Origin of the sequence: Streptomyces sp. NBC_01288, assembly GCF_035982055.1 — a bacterium.
Taxonomy (GTDB): domain Bacteria; phylum Actinomycetota; class Actinomycetes; order Streptomycetales; family Streptomycetaceae; genus Streptomyces.
Genome location: NZ_CP108427.1, coordinates 5,811,580 through 5,826,754, shown reverse-complemented (window position 1 = coordinate 5,826,754; position 15,175 = coordinate 5,811,580). Strand labels below are relative to the sequence as shown.

Annotated in this window: 13 protein-coding genes; 4 read left to right on the top strand and 9 right to left on the bottom strand. The window is 70.0% G+C overall.

The genetic code is table 11. The annotated features are described in order from the left end of the window. Window positions 1–419: 419 nt before the first annotated feature. Window positions 420–1,112, bottom strand: coding sequence for a metal-dependent transcriptional regulator (locus OG194_RS26300; RefSeq protein ID WP_019057324.1), 693 nt, complete (start codon window positions 1,110–1,112; stop codon window positions 420–422). Between the two features lie 260 nt (window positions 1,113–1,372). On the opposite strand from OG194_RS26300, the gene OG194_RS26295 reads away from it, so the two are divergent. Then, window positions 1,373–2,128, top strand: a complete 756-nt coding sequence (locus OG194_RS26295; protein ID WP_327403255.1) for an SIS domain-containing protein — start codon at window positions 1,373–1,375, stop codon at window positions 2,126–2,128. A 55-nt stretch (window positions 2,129–2,183) separates the two neighbouring features. On the opposite strand, the gene OG194_RS26290 is transcribed toward OG194_RS26295, so the two are convergent. After that, the gene (locus OG194_RS26290) at window positions 2,184–3,605 is read right to left on the bottom strand and encodes a PAS domain-containing protein (RefSeq protein WP_327403254.1); all 1,422 of its coding nucleotides are present in this window, start codon (window positions 3,603–3,605) and stop codon (window positions 2,184–2,186) included. A 152-nt stretch (window positions 3,606–3,757) separates the two neighbouring features. On the opposite strand from OG194_RS26290, the gene OG194_RS26285 reads away from it, so the two are divergent. After that, complete coding sequence (locus tag OG194_RS26285) at window positions 3,758–4,396, top strand: nucleotidyltransferase family protein (protein ID WP_327403253.1); 639 nt, start codon at window positions 3,758–3,760, stop codon at window positions 4,394–4,396. Here OG194_RS26285 and OG194_RS26280 read toward each other — a convergent pair. Next, a complete protein-coding gene (locus tag OG194_RS26280; protein ID WP_327403252.1) occupies window positions 4,368–4,853 on the bottom strand; it encodes a GNAT family N-acetyltransferase in 486 nt (161 codons plus the stop codon). The two genes, OG194_RS26285 and OG194_RS26280, sit on opposite strands and share 29 nt — an antisense overlap. Before the next feature lie 601 nt (window positions 4,854–5,454). On the opposite strand from OG194_RS26280, the gene iscB reads away from it, so the two are divergent. Next, on the top strand, window positions 5,455–6,804 hold the full coding sequence (gene iscB, locus OG194_RS26275; RefSeq protein ID WP_327403251.1) for an RNA-guided endonuclease IscB: 1,350 nt from the start codon (window positions 5,455–5,457) through the stop codon (window positions 6,802–6,804). Window positions 6,805–7,056: 252 nt separating this feature from the next. Here iscB and pdxH read toward each other — a convergent pair whose 3' ends face one another. Further along, window positions 7,057–7,737: a pyridoxamine 5'-phosphate oxidase gene (gene pdxH / locus OG194_RS26270; protein WP_442811629.1), complete on the bottom strand. Its 681-nt coding sequence runs from the start codon at window positions 7,735–7,737 to the stop codon at window positions 7,057–7,059. 241 nt (window positions 7,738–7,978) lie between these two features. On the opposite strand from pdxH, the gene OG194_RS26265 reads away from it, so the two are divergent. Next, the gene (locus tag OG194_RS26265; protein WP_327403250.1) at window positions 7,979–9,091 is read left to right on the top strand and encodes a citrate synthase 2; all 1,113 of its coding nucleotides are present in this window, start codon (window positions 7,979–7,981) and stop codon (window positions 9,089–9,091) included. 75 nt (window positions 9,092–9,166) lie between these two features. Here the strand turns inward: OG194_RS26265 and OG194_RS26260 are convergent, their stop codons facing one another. Genes OG194_RS26260 through OG194_RS26240 form a run of 5 tightly spaced genes read right to left on the bottom strand, consistent with a single transcriptional unit; the run spans window position 9,167 to window position 15,151 of the window. After that, window positions 9,167–9,784, bottom strand: coding sequence for a TetR/AcrR family transcriptional regulator (locus OG194_RS26260; protein ID WP_327403249.1), 618 nt, complete (start codon window positions 9,782–9,784; stop codon window positions 9,167–9,169). Continuing rightward, window positions 9,772–10,509 carry an enoyl-CoA hydratase family protein gene (locus OG194_RS26255; protein ID WP_327403248.1) on the bottom strand — a complete coding sequence of 246 codons (738 nt, stop codon included), beginning with the start codon at window positions 10,507–10,509 and terminating at the stop codon, window positions 9,772–9,774. The genes OG194_RS26260 and OG194_RS26255 overlap by 13 nt, the downstream gene beginning before the upstream one ends. Then, a complete protein-coding gene (locus OG194_RS26250) occupies window positions 10,506–12,074 on the bottom strand; it encodes a 4-coumarate--CoA ligase family protein (RefSeq protein ID WP_327403247.1) in 1,569 nt (522 codons plus the stop codon). Before OG194_RS26250 ends, OG194_RS26255 begins: the two co-directional genes overlap by 4 nt. A gap of 49 nt (window positions 12,075–12,123) precedes the next feature. Further along, window positions 12,124–13,254 carry an acyl-CoA dehydrogenase family protein gene (locus OG194_RS26245; RefSeq protein WP_327403246.1) on the bottom strand — a complete coding sequence of 377 codons (1,131 nt, stop codon included), beginning with the start codon at window positions 13,252–13,254 and terminating at the stop codon, window positions 12,124–12,126. Between the two features lie 43 nt (window positions 13,255–13,297). Next, entirely contained in the window at window positions 13,298–15,151 is a 1,854-nt protein-coding gene (locus tag OG194_RS26240; RefSeq protein WP_327407212.1) for an acetyl/propionyl/methylcrotonyl-CoA carboxylase subunit alpha, read from the bottom strand. Between the last annotated feature and the right edge of the window lie 24 nt (window positions 15,152–15,175).

The window sequence follows — 15,175 nt, the reverse complement described above, 5'->3', positions numbered from 1 at the left end:
GATTCGAAAATGCCGTCTCCGGCCGCAACACCCCTCGTTCGAGTGACCCGGCTCAAGGAATGATCGCCGCCGCCGAGGGGAGATCTTCAGCGGGAGGCGGACCGCTCGGGGAAACCGGTCCGAAGGGGATGACCTTGAGAGCTCGGGGCTCCGGGTCAGCACAGGGGAGGACAGGCCCCGGCGCCGCACGGCGCCGGGGCCTTCTCCACGTCTACGGCACATCCTCCCGTCCCCCTCACGGTCATATGCCTTGCGCGACAGCCTGGCACGCGCAGCGCCCGAGCGCTGCGATTCAGCGCAGCGAATCTCGGATTAGCCGAGTTCGCCGACGGTCCCGCCGGGACGCCACAACTACCCCTCGCGCCCCACGAGTTGAACGACCCGCAGCTCAGCGCTCGGCCCGCCCCCCGACCCTCGGCTCAGCGCTTGGCCACGAACACGTGCGAGGCGATCTCCGACTCCAGCTCGGCCGCCTCACCGCCGCTGCCCACCAGCACCCCGCCCGCCGACTCCGTCACGCTCACCACCGAGCCGGGCTGCACGCCCGCGCGGCGCAGCGTGTACATCAGCTGCGCGTCCGTCTGGATGGGCTCGCCGATCCGCCGTACGACGACGGTCTTGCCGTCGACACCCGGGTCGAGGTCGGCCAGCGACACCATGCCCTCGTCCAGGAACGGGTCGGCCCCGTCCTTCTCGCCCAGCTCTTCGAGCCCGGGGATCGGATTGCCGTACGGCGACTCCGTGGGGTGACGCAGCAGCTCAAGGACGCGGCGCTCCACGGCCTCGCTCATCACGTGCTCCCAGCGGCAGGCCTCGGCGTGCACCTGCTCCCACTCCAGGCCGATCACGTCGACGAGCAGACACTCGGCGAGGCGGTGCTTGCGCATCACGCGTGTGGCGAGCCGACGGCCCTCGTCGGTCAGCTCCAGGTGGCGGTCGCTCGCCACGGCCACCAGGCCGTCGCGCTCCATGCGCGCCACCGTCTGGCTCACCGTGGGCCCGCTCTGGTCGAGCCGCTCGGCGATGCGGGCGCGCATGGGGACCACACCTTCCTCCTCAAGCTCAAGGATGGTGCGGAGATACATCTCCGTGGTGTCGATCAGTCCGGACATACGTGCCCCTCGATTACCTCTGCCCGAAGCTCGACGGCTCCGCGGCGCGTGCGCTGGCCCTGGACTCAATTCTGACGCATACCACTGACAACCGTGCCGCGCCGCTGAAACCAGCCGGTTACGACCACCTGTGGGCCCCTGCGCGGCGGCCCGCCACCCGGGTTCCCCGGCCTTGCCCGCCGTATTGACAGCGCACTGGTCCAGACCGCACGGTGATCCGCGACACAGCCGCATGGCAACCGTACCGAAGGGGCTTCCGCATGAGCGACCGTACGCCGGCCGGCCAGTTCTTCGACGCCGCGATCACCCTCCTCCAGCGGGTCCGCGACGAAGAGGCCGACTCCGTCCAGGCGGCCGGCACGCTCCTCGCGGACACCGTCGCCGACGGCGGGCGCCTCTTCGCCTTCGGTGCCGGACACTCCTCCCTCGCGGCCCAGGACGTCGTCTACCGCGCGGGCGGGCTCGCCCTGATGAACCTGCTCACCGTCCCCGGAGTCGTCGGCGTCGACGTCATGCCGGCCACGCTGGGCTCCGCCCTGGAGCGCGTCGACGGCCTCGCGAGCGTCGTCCTGGAGACGTCACCGCTGCGCTCCGGCGACGCCCTGGTGATCATCTCGCTGTCCGGGCGCAACGCGCTCCCCGTGGAGATGGCCATGAAGGCCCGCTCCCTCGGCGTACGGGTCATCGGCGTGACGTCGGTGGCGTACGCCTCGGAGACGACGTCACGGCACGTCTCCGGGACGTACCTGAAGGACCACTGCGACGTGGTCCTCGACTCGAAGATCGCGATCGGCGACGCGGAACTCACCCTCGACACCATCCCGGCCCCCTTCGCCCCCGCCTCCACTGTCGTCACCTCCGCCCTCCTCCAGGCGGTCATGGCGACGGCGGCGGCGACCCTGGCCGACCGCGGCATCGAGCCGCCGCTGCTGCGCTCCGGGAACGTGGACGGCGGCCACGAGTGGAACGGCCGGGTGTTCGAGGAGTACCGGGACCGGATCTTCTACCAGTACTGAGCGGCGGCCCAGTAGTGAGCGACTGACTACTAGTGGCTCACTACTGGGCAGCGGCTCATTTCTCGCCCGCCGCCTCCGCCAGGTCCAGCGCGGCCGCGATCCGTACGGCGACATCCTCGGCGTAGATCGAGTCGGACCGTTCGAACTGGCTGCGCCCGGCGCCCCGTAGGAACGTCACGACGCCCAGGGTCCGCCCCCGGCTGCGCAGCACCGCGCACAGGGCGTGCACGGCGTCCGTGGGCCACTGCCTGACCCGGGCCCACTCGCGGGCCTGCTCGGGCGGGGCGGTGCCGATACTGGCCCGCACGGAGCCGACGCGTTCGACGCACTGCAGGGCGGGATGCCCCTCTCCGTAGCGCACGGGCAGCCCGGCGGCGCCGGTGAGGAGGCTGGGGCCTGGTGCGCCCGTGGGCGTAGCGGCGACCCGAATGAGTCGTACGACCGCCGTACCACTACGTAGGCCCTCACTATCGTTCAACGATCCGCCCGCGACCCGGTCGATGAGGGCGTGGTCGGCGAAGCCGGCGAGGGCGAAGTCGAGGTGGACGGTCGCCGCGTCGCGCGGGTCCTCGCACTCGGCGGCGGCGCGGGCGGCGCGGTGCAGTTGCTGGGCACGGAAGCGCAGCAACGACGCCTCCTGCTCCAGCTGCTTGGCCTCGGTGACGTCCTGGAAGAGCCAGCCGACGCCGAGCGGCACCGGTTCCTCGGTGAGCGGCGAGGCGAGCCGCAGGAAGCCACTCCGCCAGCACCGCCGGAGATTGCCCTCCGGCGTCCGTACGCTCACCCAGATCTCCGCGGGAGCAGGCGGCGCACCCTCGGCGAGCACGTGCGTGAGCGCGGCCTCCAACTCCTCGACACCTTGGGCGAGCAGCTCACCAAGAGGCCGCCCGAGCACGGAGGTGCGCCCGGTACCGAGCGCACGAGCGGCATGAGAGTTGACGACGGCGGGCCGCAGATCGGCATCGACGAGCACGACCCCCCAGGAGGCGTCCTCGAACAACGCCTCACTCAGGGCAATCGACCGCTCAAGGTCGATCTGGGCATGCACTTCACTGAAGGCGCAGTAGACCCCGGCGGGCTTCCCGTCGGGCCCGCGCACGGCGGCGGACTGGGTCCGCACAAGCACCCGCCCACCGTCCTTGGTCAGCAGAGCGAACTCATTGACCTGCCGCCCGGGCGCCTGCATGGCGGACATGAGCCGCCCCTCGACCTCCTCGGCGTCCGCACTCCGTACGGCCCACCCGGCCAGCCCCTGCCGCCCCACGGCCTCGGCCGCGGTCCAGCCGAGGATGCGCTCCGCCTCGCGGTTCCAGTGCGTCAGCACCCCGTCCGCGTCGAAGGCACACAGCGCCGCGTCCATCCCGTCCAGCAACGCGGCCAACAGATCGGAGCCGCCGACCCCTTCGGGCCCACCGTCCCGCTCGGGCTCGTCGGGACCCAACTCATCGGTGGTCCCACTACGCCGGGAAGCACTCACCTGGACCCCCTGCAGGCTGCGTCCGCGGACACGACGCGTCGGTTCACTCACTCCCCCTCATTCAACTCGAACGTGACGCAGCACACACCGAGTTCCCGCAAGATTGAGGGAATCGTTGTACGACGCCGGTTCGCTCCCGACACACTCGGCCGATGCCCGCGCGTCTCCCACTCGACGAACAACTCACCGCGCTACGGACGACATTGTCCCGCAACGAGACCCTCCTGGAGATCCTCGACCGCACCGCGGCCCTCGACCTCCCGAACTGGTACCTGACCGCGGGCTGCCTCTTCCAAACCGTCTGGAACACGGTCACGGACCGTCCCCCGACCCACGCCATCAAGGACTACGACGTCTTCTACTACGACGACACGGACCTGTCCTGGGAGGCCGAGGACAAGATGATCCGCGCAGGCCGCGAGGCCTACGCCGACCTGTCCACCAAGCCCGAGGTCGAGATCCGCAACGAGGCCCGCGTCCACCTCTGGTATGAGCAGAAGTTCGGCACTCCGTGCCCGCCGTACGACTCCGTAGAGGCCGCGATCGACTCCTTCGCGGCAACGACATGCTGCCTGGCCGTACGCCTGAAGGAGGACGGCAGTTGGCGCGTCTACGCCCCGCACGGCCTCTCCGACGTCTTCAACCTCGTCGTACGGCCGAACCCGGTCCTGGCACCACGAGAGGTCTACGAGACGAAGGCGGCCCGCTGGCGGGAAGCGTGGCCGGAGTTGACCGTCCTGCCCTGGCCCACGGAAACCGCGACTACGACCGCAACCGCAACCGCAGAGTGATCCACAAGTCGGTCTCGCCGTCCAGTACATAGCGCTCGGTCTCGACGAAACCCCGAGCCTCTGCGAACCGCACCCCGTCCGTGTTGGCGGCCAGGACGACGGTCTCGATCGCACCGGCGCCGAGCGCACGCGCGCGCGTGAGGCCGTTTTCGTAGAGGGCGGCTCCGTAGCCGCGCCGCCGGAAATCGGGCAGCACGCGCGCGATGACGGTCGCCACCGCTTCCTCGCCCTCCGGCGGCCGCACAGTGGAGCAACCCACGAGCACGTCCCCCAGGTACGCGTTCTCCAGCCGGTTCCGCCCGCTCCGCTCCCGGACTTCGTCGAGGGACATCGCGGCGGGCGGCACGATCAGGTTGTGGACGTGTCGCCAGTCCCGGAGTGCGTTCTGAGCATCGGGATCCACCGGTTCCATACGCACATCGGTCACCGTTCGCCGCTCCGCACGCTGTTCTGCCATGGCAGGACGCTAGGCGAGCAGACCGGCTTCTGGGCGTGGATAGCAGGAAGATCGGCTACGCGTTCGACGAATTCGGCCTGTTCGCACGAACGGGCGACTTCTGTTGGATCAAGCCCCGCGGGCAGATCCCGGTCTCTAGCGTCGACCGCACACTTCGGAAAGGAGGCCACTCGCTCCCCGGGCATCGACCGGAGTCCGCGCCGCCCCGGCGGACGGACGCAGAGTGGCCAGCCCCAGTCATCGCGATCGCAGAGATCAGGGAAGTACCCCGATGACTACGTTTCCCGCAGGCGAGCAGACCCACCAGGCCGTGCTTCCTCAGCGGCCTGCTCTGGAATCCGTGGGAGCAGACACCCCTGGGAGCAGGGACGAAACGGCTCACGGACTCCCCGCCACCGCGCGGGGCACCGTCGGGGAACAGGGGCGAGGGGAGACCGACGGGCGCGGTACCAGGGCCCGTCGGCGTCACGCCAAGAGCGCTGCCACGGCGGCGGAGGCGGCAGAGAACCGGAGCGGTGACGCTCCCGCACACCACCAGCCGTACAGGGGCGGGGTCGGCGCGAGCAGGGTCTTCGTGCTCGCCAGGGACGGGCGACCGCTCATGCCCTGCCATCCGGCCCGCGCCCGCGAACTCCTGGGAAAGGGGCGGGCCGTGGTCGCCCGGCAGGTGCCCTTCACCATCCGGCTGAAGGACCGCGCGCTCGCCGACTCGGAAGTCGACGGAGTGCGGTTGCGCATCGACCCCGGCTCGAAAGGCACCGGCCTCGCCGTCACCGACGAGAAGAGGGAAATGGGCCAAGAGGGCGCCGCCGTCACCGTCAGACGCGGGCTGTTCTCGATCGAACTCCGGCATCGCGGCGATCAGATCCGCCTGCGCATGCGGCAACGCGCCGGTTACCGGCGCAGGCGCCGCTCGGCCAACTGCCGCTACCGTGCGCCTCGTTCGGACAACCGGCCCCGTCCCGCAGGATGGCTGCCGCCCTCCCTGCGCCACCGGGTCGAGACCGTCCTCTCCCTCGCGACGCGCCTGTGCCGCTACGCCCCCGTCAGCGAGGTCCACATCGAACGCGTCGCGTTCGACACCCATGCCATGAGCGCGGGAAGGCCCCTGTCCGAAGCCGAGTACAGGCAGGGCCCACTCGCCGGAGCCACCGCCCGTGCCTACCTCCGCACCAAGTGGAACAGCGCCTGCGCCTACTGCGACGTGAGCGGCGTACCCCTGAACATCGAGCGCCTCAGACCCCGCAGCCGCGGAGGCTCCGACCGCGTCTCGAACCTCGTCCTCGCCTGCGTCCCCTGCAACGAGGCCAAGGGCACCACCCCGGTGGAGACCTTCCTCGCCGACCGGCCCGACCGCCTCGCGAGAATCCTCGGACAGGCCAGGGCGCCGCTCCACGACGCCGCCGCCATGAACGCGACCCGTTGGCAGCTCACGGAGGCCCTGGGCACCCTCGGCAGGCCCGTGCACGCCTGGTCGGGCAGGCGCACGAAAGGCAACCGCAGCGCCATGGGCCTGGCCAAGACACACACCCTGGACGCGTTGTCCGTCGGACGCCTCAACCACGCATACGGCGACGTGATCGTGCGGTACCCGGAGCGGGTGCTCGTCGCCAGGGCCACCGGGCGAGGCTCCTACCCCGCACGACTCCGGACCGGTTCGGCTTCCCCCGACTTCGCCGGGCTCGTACCAAGCGGCACTTCGGGTACGTCACCGGGGATCTCGTACGGGCCACGGTGCGCTCCGGCAAGTGGGCGGGCACGCGGACCGGCCGTATCTCCGTCCGGGCCAGGGGGCAGCACAGTCTGGCGACGCCGAGAGGTCGTATCAACGTCTCTCACCGGAATCTGCGGCTCCTCCAGCGGGGCGACGGATACGGATACGGCAGTCGTCCGGAGCCGACGCCGTCAACATCCCGAAAAAGCGGTTGATCCGTCGCCGAGCGGTTCCTAGTGTGTGGTGCACACGAGAAGGGAGGTGGTTCGGCAGATGTATGGAAACCGGACGCGTGAGGTGACTGCGGGCTAGCGGCCCGTCGCCACACCCAGTGCGGTGCCGGACCCGCACGTGAGACATGCGTGCAGCCGGCCCAATCTCCAGCAGTCACCCGACCCGCGAGCTCGCCGGTACGTCCGGCCGGCTCCCCCGCTGTGAGGCGGAGGGACCTGAGCTCGCGGGTCGTCTGTGTTTCCGAGGCCCTGTGGGTCAGGGGCTCAGGCGGTCCAGGTGCCAGGTGCCGGAGGGTTCTGCTGTGTAGCGGAGGCGGTCGTGGAGGCGGTTTTCCCGGCCCTGCCAGAACTCGACCGCCTGGGGGGCGATGCGGAAGCCGCCCCAGTGCGGGGGGACCGGGACCTGTTCGCCCTCGGGGTAGCGGGCGAGCAGGTCGGCGTACGACGACTCCAGTTCGGCTCGTGAGGGGATCACCGTGGACTGGGTGCTGGCCCAGGCGCCGAGTTGGGAGCCGTGCGGGCGGGTGCGGAAGTACGCGGCGGTCTCGTCGCGGCCGGTGCGGCGGGCGGTGCCGGTGACCAGGACCTGGCGGGCCATCGGGTGCCAGGGGAAGAGCAGCGAGACGTACGGGTTGGCGCCGAGTTCGCGGGCCTTGCGGGAGTCGTAGTTCGTGTAGAAGACGAAGCCCTGGGCGTCGTAGTGCTTGAGGAGGACCGTGCGGGAGCTGGGGCGGCCCTCGGCGTCGGCGGTGGAGACGACCATGGCGTTCGGCTCGTAGACGAGGTCCTGGAGCGCCGCCTCCTCGAACCAGCGGCCGAACTGTGTCATGGGGTCGGCTGCGAGGTCGTTCTCGTCGAGGCCCTCCGCGCGGTACTGCTTGCGCATCGCGGCGGGGTCGAGGCGGGGATCACGGTCGGTGGGATCGCGGTCGGTCACACGATCATCCTGCCGTACGGCGGTGTGGGGGCGGGGGCGGGTGCGTACAGCCGTCTACAGTGCGGGCCGTCGCGGGCCGTCGCGTGCGGTCGCGGGCCGTCGCGTGCGGTCGCGAGTTCGGGTGGCACTCAGTGCCGTAGGCCCTCCCCTTGTGTGGCACTCGGCGTTATGGTGCTGATGTCTCTATCTTCGGCCCGCGAGTCCCCCGTGACCGTGGAGCCACAGCATGAGGAGCCGCCTGATGTCCGACTTCGACCCCTCCTTTGTCCCTGGACTCGAAGGAGTCGTCGCGTTCGAGACGGAGATCGCCGAACCGGACAAGGAAGGCGGCGCTCTGCGGTACCGGGGCGTCGACATCGAGGATCTGGTCGGTCACGTCTCGTTCGGCAACGTCTGGGGGCTGCTCGTCGACGGCGCCTTCGACCCCGGGCTGCCGGCCGCCGAGCCGTTCCCGATCCCGGTGCACTCGGGGGACATCCGCGTCGACGTACAGTCCGCGCTGGCCATGCTCGCGCCCGTGTGGGGCCTCAAGCCGCTCCTCGACATCGACGAGGAGCAGGCGCGCGACGACCTCGCCCGGGCGGCCGTCATGGCGCTGTCGTACGTCGCCCAGTCCGCGCGCGGGCAGGGGAACGCGATGGTTCCGCAGAGCGAGATCGACAAGGCGCACTCGGTCGTCGAGCGGTTCATGATCCGGTGGCGGGGGGAGCCGGATCCCAAGCATGTCGCGGCTGTGGACGCGTATTGGACGTCCGCTGCCGAGCATGGGATGAACGCGTCCACCTTTACGGCTCGGGTTATCGCCTCTACGGGCGCTGATGTCGCCGCCGCGCTGTCCGGGGCCGTGGGTGCGATGTCCGGGCCTCTGCATGGTGGGGCGCCGTCCCGGGTGCTCGGGATGATCGAGGAGATCGAGCGGACCGGGGATGCCGAGGCGTATGTGCGGCAGGCGCTCGACAAGGGTGAACGGTTGATGGGGTTCGGGCACCGGGTGTACCGGGCCGAGGACCCTCGGGCTCGTGTACTGCGGCGTACCGCGCGGGAGTTGGGGGCGCCGCGGTTCGAGATCGCGGAGGCGTTGGAGAAGGCGGCGCTCGCGGAGTTGCATGCGCGGCGGCCTGATCGGGTGCTGGCGACCAACGTCGAGTTCTGGGCGGCGATCGTTCTCGACTTCGCTGAGGTGCCGGCGCACATGTTCACGTCGATGTTCACGTGTGCGCGGACCGCCGGGTGGTCGGCGCACATTCTTGAGCAGAAGCGGACGGGGCGACTGGTGCGGCCGTCTGCTCGGTATGTGGGGCCGGAGTCTCGTGGGCCCCAGTCGATCGAGGGGTACGCGGATATCGCCCACTGAAGAAGGGGCTGAGGTGCGTGGGCGACTGCGGGCCCGTTGGGGCTGGTCGCGCAGTTCCCCGCGCCCCTAGGAAACTCACCCCAAGGCGTGTTCCAGGAGGGCCGCCCATTGGGCTACCACCCTCTGACGCCTGACCCTGTCGTCTGTGAGCAGGTTGGCCAGGCCCAAGCCCCTCGCCATGTCCAGGAGGCCCTGGACTGTCTCCCGCACCCCCTGCTGGGACTCGTCCGCGTCCAGCAACTCCACCGCGATCCGGTGGGTCTCGCGGCCCACCTTCGCCTCCAACTCCGTCACCCGGGGCCGGAGTTGATCCTCGTTCGACGCGGCTACCCACAGGTGCAGGGCCGCGCGGAAGAGGGGGCCCGTGTAGAGGTCGACCAGGGCGTCGATCACCGCGCGGCGGTTTGCCGCGCCCTCCGGGAACAGGGTGCGCAGCGCCGTGGAGCGTTCTTCCGCCACGTACTCGACCGCCGCCGTGAAGAGGTCCTCGCGGGTGGGGAAGTGGTGTTGGGCGGCGCCTCGGGAGACGCCGGCGCGTTCGGCCACGACGGAGACCGTGGAACCTGCCCAGCCGTGTTCGGCGAGGCAGGACACGGCGGCTTCCAGGAGGCGTTGCCGGGTGGCCCGGCTGCGGTCCTGCTTGGGTCTGCGGTCGACCGCGCCCGGCGCCGTCGTCGCGCTCACACCACCCATGCGGGATCCCGTCGTTCGAGGAATGCTGTCATCCCCTCGCGGGCCTGCGCGGAGCCGAACAGCCGTGCCGAGAGCGCGGTCAGGTCGGCCGCGTCCCGGTCGAAGGTTTCCAGCACCCTAGCCGTGAGCAGCCGTTTCGTCTCGGCCAGGGCCTCGGGAGCGGCTCGGCGCAGGCCGTCGAGGATCGGTGCCAGTGCCTCGTCTACGTCCTCTCCCGCCACCGTCAGCAGGCCTGCGCGGGTCGCTTCCGTCGCGTCGAAACGCTCGCCGGTGAGGTAGTAGCGGGCCAGGGCTCGGGGGTCCGTGCGGGGAAGAAGAGGGAGGGAGATCACCGCCGGGGCCACTCCGATCCGTACCTCTGTGAAGGCGAAGGTGGCTGACGCGGTCGACGCTGCCGCTATGTCGCAGGACGCCAACAGGCCTACGCCGCCTGCCCTTACGTGGCCTGTCACTCGCGCCACCACCGGCTTCGGGAGTTCGACGATCTGGCGGAGTACGGCCACCAGGGCGTCCGGGGGCGGCGGGTCCCGTAGGTCCGCGCCCGCGCAGAACGTGTTGCCGGTGTGGGTGAGGACGATCGCCCGTACGCCGGCGTCCTTCCCGCACTCCGTCAGCGCGTCCGCCAACTCGCTTACCAGGGACGCCGACAGCGCGTTCCTGGTGTCCGGTGAGTCCAGGCTCAGGGTCTCGATGCCACGCGCGCGGGTACGACCGATCAGCGTCATGCGCGGCCTCGCAGTTCCCGGCGCAGGATCTTGCCGGAGGCGGCTCGGGGGACGGCCTCGATGAAGGTGACGATGCGGACGCGTTTGTACGGGGCGACGCGTTCGGCGACGTACATCAGGACCTCGCTCTGGGAGAGGTCGGGGGCGGTCGGGTGGCGGACCACGTACGCGTGCGGGACCTCGTTGTTGTCGTCGTTGTACTCGCCCACGACGGCCGCGTCGGCGATGCCGGGGTGGGTGAGCAGGAGGGCCTCCAGTTCGGCGGGGGCCACCTGGAAGCCCTTGTACTTGATGAGTTCCTTGACGCGGTCCACGACGAACGTCCAGCCGCCGTCGTCCACGTAGCCGACGTCCCCGGTGCGCAGCCAGCCGTCCTGGTCGATCATCGCGGCGGTGTCGTCGGGACGGCCGAGGTAGCCCTTCATCACCTGGGGGCCGCGGATGAGGAGTTCGCCCGCCTCGCCGATGCCGAGGTCCTTGTCGGGGTCGTCGAGGGAGACGATCCGCATCTCGGTGCCGGCGATGAGCTTGCCGACGGTTCCCGGGGGTGCGGTGGGCATGTCCCGTACGGGGACCACGTGGGTCCCCGGGGACAGTTCCGTCATGCCGTACGCCTGGCCTACGGGCGGCAGGCCCAGGCGGTGGGAGCAGGCGGCGGCGAGGTTCGCGTCGAGAGGGGCGGCGGCGCTGATGATGTATTTGAGGGACGAGAGGTCGTACTGCGCGACCGCGGGGTGCTTGGCGAGGGCCAGGACTATGGGCGGGGCCACGTAGAGGCCGGTGATGCGGTGGTTCTCGATGGCCGCGAGGAAGGTCTCCAGCTCGAAGCGCGGGAGGACCACGACCGCGGCGCCCTTCCTCAGGGGGGCGTTCATCAGGGCCGTCAGACCGTAGATGTGGAAGAAGGGGAGCACGGCGAGGATGCGGTCGCCTGGGCCGGTGGGGACCGCGGGCTCCAACTGGGCCAGGTTCGTCGCTATTTGACGGTGGGTGAGCATCACACCCTTGGGAGTGCCGGTCGTGCCCGAGGAGTACGGGAGAGCCGCCACGTCCGTCACCGGGTCGATGTCGACCGTCGGCTCGGGGGCCGTGGAGCCGAGCATGTCGGCGAGGGAGCGGTGGCCGGGCGCGCTGTCGCAGACGAATATCTCCTCGACGCCGCCCGCGAGTTCGGCGGCACGGCGTGCCGCGTCCAGGAGCGGTGACAGGGTGACGATCCAGCGGGCCGCCGAGTCGCGCAGCTGCTTGGCGAACTCCTCCGGGGTGGCGAGCGGGTGCACCGTCGTGACGGAGGCACCCGCGCGCGTGGCGGCGTAGAACGCCAGCGGGAAAGCCACCGTGTTGGGGCTGTGCAGGGCGAGGACGTCCCCCTTGCGCACGCCCGCGTCCGCGAGGCCGGCCGCGATCCGCCGGTGGAACGCGTCGAGTTGGGTGTACGTGAGCGTGGTGCCGTCCGTGCCGTCCACCAGCGCGGGTTCGTCGCCGAACTCGGCGGCTCGGGCCAACACCGCGTCGTGGATGGGGAGTTCGACGGCCGGAACGTCTGCGTACTCGCTGCGGAACATGGTTCCTCCTGGCGCGGCACTGGGCTTGTGGCGGGCTTCGGGCCCTGGGCTAGTACGACTTGGGCAGGCCCAGGGTCTGGTGGGAGACGTAGTTGAGAATCATCTCCCGGCTCACCGGAGCAATACGAGCCACGCGCGCGGCGGTTATCAATGAGGCGAGCCCGAATTCCCGCGTGAGGCCGTTGCCGCCGAGGGTGTGCACGGACTGGTCCACCGCCCGCACGCAGGCCTCGCCGGCCGCGTACTTGGCCATGTTGGCGGCCTCGCCCGCACCCACGTCGTCACCGGCGTCGTACAGGTACGCCGCCTTCTGCATCATCAGGCGGGCGAGTTCGAGGTCGATGTGCGCCTGGGCGAGGGGGTGCGCGATGGCCTGGTGGGCGCCGATGGGGGCGTCCCATACGGTGCGGTCGCGGGCGTACTCGATGGCTCGGGCCAGCGCGTAGCGGCCCATGCCGATCGCGAAGGCGGCGGTCATGATGCGTTCGGGGTTGAGACCGGCGAAGAGTTGGAGCAGGCCGGCGTCTTCGTCTCCGACCAGTGCGTCCGCCGGGAGTCGTACGTCGTCCAGGGTCAGCTCGAACTGCTTCTCCACCGCCTGGAGTTCCATGTCTATCTGGCGGCGGGTGAAGCCGGGGGCGTCTCGCGGGACGATGAACAGGCAGGGCTTCAGGCGGCCTGTGCGGGAGTCTTCTGTGCGGCCGACTATGAGGGTCGCGTCGGCCAGGTCGACGCCGGAGATGAAGACCTTGCGGCCGGTGAGGAGCCAGTCTGTTCCGTCTTTGCGGGCTGTGGTGGTGATGCGGTGGCTGTTGGAGCCGGCGTCCGGTTCTGTGATGCCGAAGGCCATGGTTCGGGTGCCGTCCGCCAGGGCGGGGAGCCAGGTTTGCTTTTGGGCTTCTGTGCCGAAGCGGGCGATTACCGTTCCGCAGATTGCTGGTGACACGACCATCATGAGGAGGGGGCAGCCGGCTGCTCCCAACTCCTCCAGGACGATGGAGAGTTCGGAGATGCCGCCGCCTCCGCCGCCGTATTCCTCGGGGAGGTTGACGCCTAGGTAGCCGAGTTTGGCTGCCTCGGACCAGAGTTGTTCTCGGTCGTAGGTGCGGCCGTGGCGTTTGCCCAGGGTGGAGACGGCTGCACGTAGGGCCTTGTGTTCTTCGGTTTCGGTAGTGGACATGTGACTCCCTCGTCGTGGCTGGTCGCGCAGTTCCCCGCGCCCCTTAGGTGGGCTCTACTACCGCCAATAGATCGGCGAGCTGTACCTGTTGGCCGGGTACAGCGTTCAGAGCCGTCAGATTGCCCGTTACCGGCGCCGTGATCTTGTGTTCCATCTTCATTGCCTCTAGCCACAACAACGGTTCGCCTGCGGCTACTTGGGCTCCTACCATCAGGCCGTCTGCCACTCTCACCACCGTGCCCGGCATGGGGGCCAGGAGGGAGCCGGGGGCCAGTTGGGCGGCTGGGTCGGGGAAGCGAGGGAGGGCTGTCAGGGTCGTTGCGTTCACGTACACCTGGTCGTCGCCGTAGCTCGCGACCTCGAACTTCCGCCTCACACCGTCCAGTTCGAGTACGACTCGCTCGGCGTCCGCGTGGATGACCCGCACCCCGTCCGCCGTCAGGCCCTCCCTCGTGTGGCGGTACTGGACCTCGCACTCGGTGTCGCCCATGGCGTAGCGCTTGGTCTGGGGCTGGGAGGGGAGGTTGCGCCAGGCGCCTCCTCCGAAGCGGGAGCGGCCGTGGGTGTCGGCGAGGGCTGCCGCGAGGGGGGCATGCGGGTCGGGGGTGGCCTCTGCGAGTTCCGGGAGGTGGCGGTCGTAGAAACCCGTGTCCATGTGGGCCGTCGTGAACTCCTTGTGGCGTAGGGAGTTGACGAGGAGGGTGCGGTTGGTGATCGGGCCGTGGATTGTCGTCCGTTCCAGGGCGCCGGCGAGTTTGCGGAGGGCTTCGGCGCGGGTGGGGGCGTGGGCTACGACCTTGGCGAGCATCGGGTCGTAGTGGATGCCTATGGTGTCGCCGTCGGTGTAACCCGTGTCGAGGCGGACGCCGTTCGGGACGGCTATGCGGTGCAGGGTGCCGGTCTGGGGGGTCCAGTCGTGGGACGGATCCTCGGCGTAGAGGCGGGCTTCTATGGCGTGGCCGCGCGGGTTCGGGGGGTCGTTTTCCAGGGGCTCGCCCTCCGCGATGCGTAGTTGCAGGGCCACGAGGTCGATGCCGAACACGGCTTCTGTCACCGGGTGTTCGACCTGGAGGCGGGTGTTCATCTCCAGGAAGTGGGCCTTGTTGTCGGGGGAGATCAGGAACTCGACCGTTCCGGCGCCTTCGTAGGCGACCGCGCGGGCGGCGCGTACCGCCAACTCACCGAGTTCCTGCGCGAGTTGATCCGGTAGGCCCGGGGCCGGGGACTCCTCGATCACCTTCTGGTGGCGGCGTTGGAGGGAGCAGTCGCGGGTGCCGAGGGGCCAGACCGTGCCGTGGGTGTCGGCGAGGATCTGGACCTCGACGTGTCGGCCGCCTTCCACGTAGGGCTCGACGAAGACCTCGCCGTCGCCGAAGGCGCTCATCGCCTCGGCGCGTGCCGCCGTCAACTCGGATGGCAGGTCCGCGAGTTGGCGTACGACCCGCATGCCGCGCCCGCCACCACCCGCCGCCGCCTTCACCAGGACGGGGAGGTCGGCCTCGGTGACGTGTTCCAGGGGGGCGATGCCCATGAGTTGTTTGGCGCGGGTCTTGGAGGCCATGGCCTCGATCGCCTCGGGCGGGGGGCCGATCCAGAGCAGGCCGGCGGCCTGGACGGCGCGGGCGAAGTCGGCGTTCTCGGAGAGGAAGCCGTAGCCGGGGTGCACGGCGTCCGCGCCTGCGGCGACGGCCGCCTTCACTATCGACTCCCCGCGCAGGTACGTGTCCGTGGGCGTCGAGCCGGGGAGCTGTACCGTGGCGTCGGCCACGCGTGTGTGGAGCGCGTGCTCGTCGGCGTCCGAGTGGACGGCGACCGTGCGGATGCCGAGTTCGCGGCAGGTGCGGAAGATCCGGCAGGCGATCTCGCCCCGGTTGGCGACAAGGACGGTCGCGATCATGTGGTCCCTCATGTCGGTCATGGC

What these genes read in the sequence shown, in the direction of transcription:
- OG194_RS26300 (WP_019057324.1), bottom strand. Translation starts at nt 1,112, where the DNA reads ATGTCCGGACTGATCGACACCACGGAGATGTATCTCCGCACCATCCTT.
- OG194_RS26295 (WP_327403255.1), top strand. Translation starts at nt 1,373, where the DNA reads ATGAGCGACCGTACGCCGGCCGGCCAGTTCTTCGACGCCGCGATCACC.
- OG194_RS26285 (WP_327403253.1), top strand. Translation starts at nt 3,758, where the DNA reads ATGCCCGCGCGTCTCCCACTCGACGAACAACTCACCGCGCTACGGACG.
- OG194_RS26280 (WP_327403252.1), bottom strand. Translation starts at nt 4,853, where the DNA reads ATGGCAGAACAGCGTGCGGAGCGGCGAACGGTGACCGATGTGCGTATG.
- iscB (WP_327403251.1), top strand. Translation starts at nt 5,455, where the DNA reads ATGCCCTGCCATCCGGCCCGCGCCCGCGAACTCCTGGGAAAGGGGCGG.
- OG194_RS26265 (WP_327403250.1), top strand. Translation starts at nt 7,979, where the DNA reads ATGTCCGACTTCGACCCCTCCTTTGTCCCTGGACTCGAAGGAGTCGTC.
- OG194_RS26260 (WP_327403249.1), bottom strand. Translation starts at nt 9,784, where the DNA reads ATGGGTGGTGTGAGCGCGACGACGGCGCCGGGCGCGGTCGACCGCAGA.
- OG194_RS26255 (WP_327403248.1), bottom strand. Translation starts at nt 10,509, where the DNA reads ATGACGCTGATCGGTCGTACCCGCGCGCGTGGCATCGAGACCCTGAGC.
- OG194_RS26250 (WP_327403247.1), bottom strand. Translation starts at nt 12,074, where the DNA reads ATGTTCCGCAGCGAGTACGCAGACGTTCCGGCCGTCGAACTCCCCATC.
- OG194_RS26245 (WP_327403246.1), bottom strand. Translation starts at nt 13,254, where the DNA reads ATGTCCACTACCGAAACCGAAGAACACAAGGCCCTACGTGCAGCCGTC.
- OG194_RS26240 (WP_327407212.1), bottom strand. Translation starts at nt 15,151, where the DNA reads ATGATCGCGACCGTCCTTGTCGCCAACCGGGGCGAGATCGCCTGCCGG.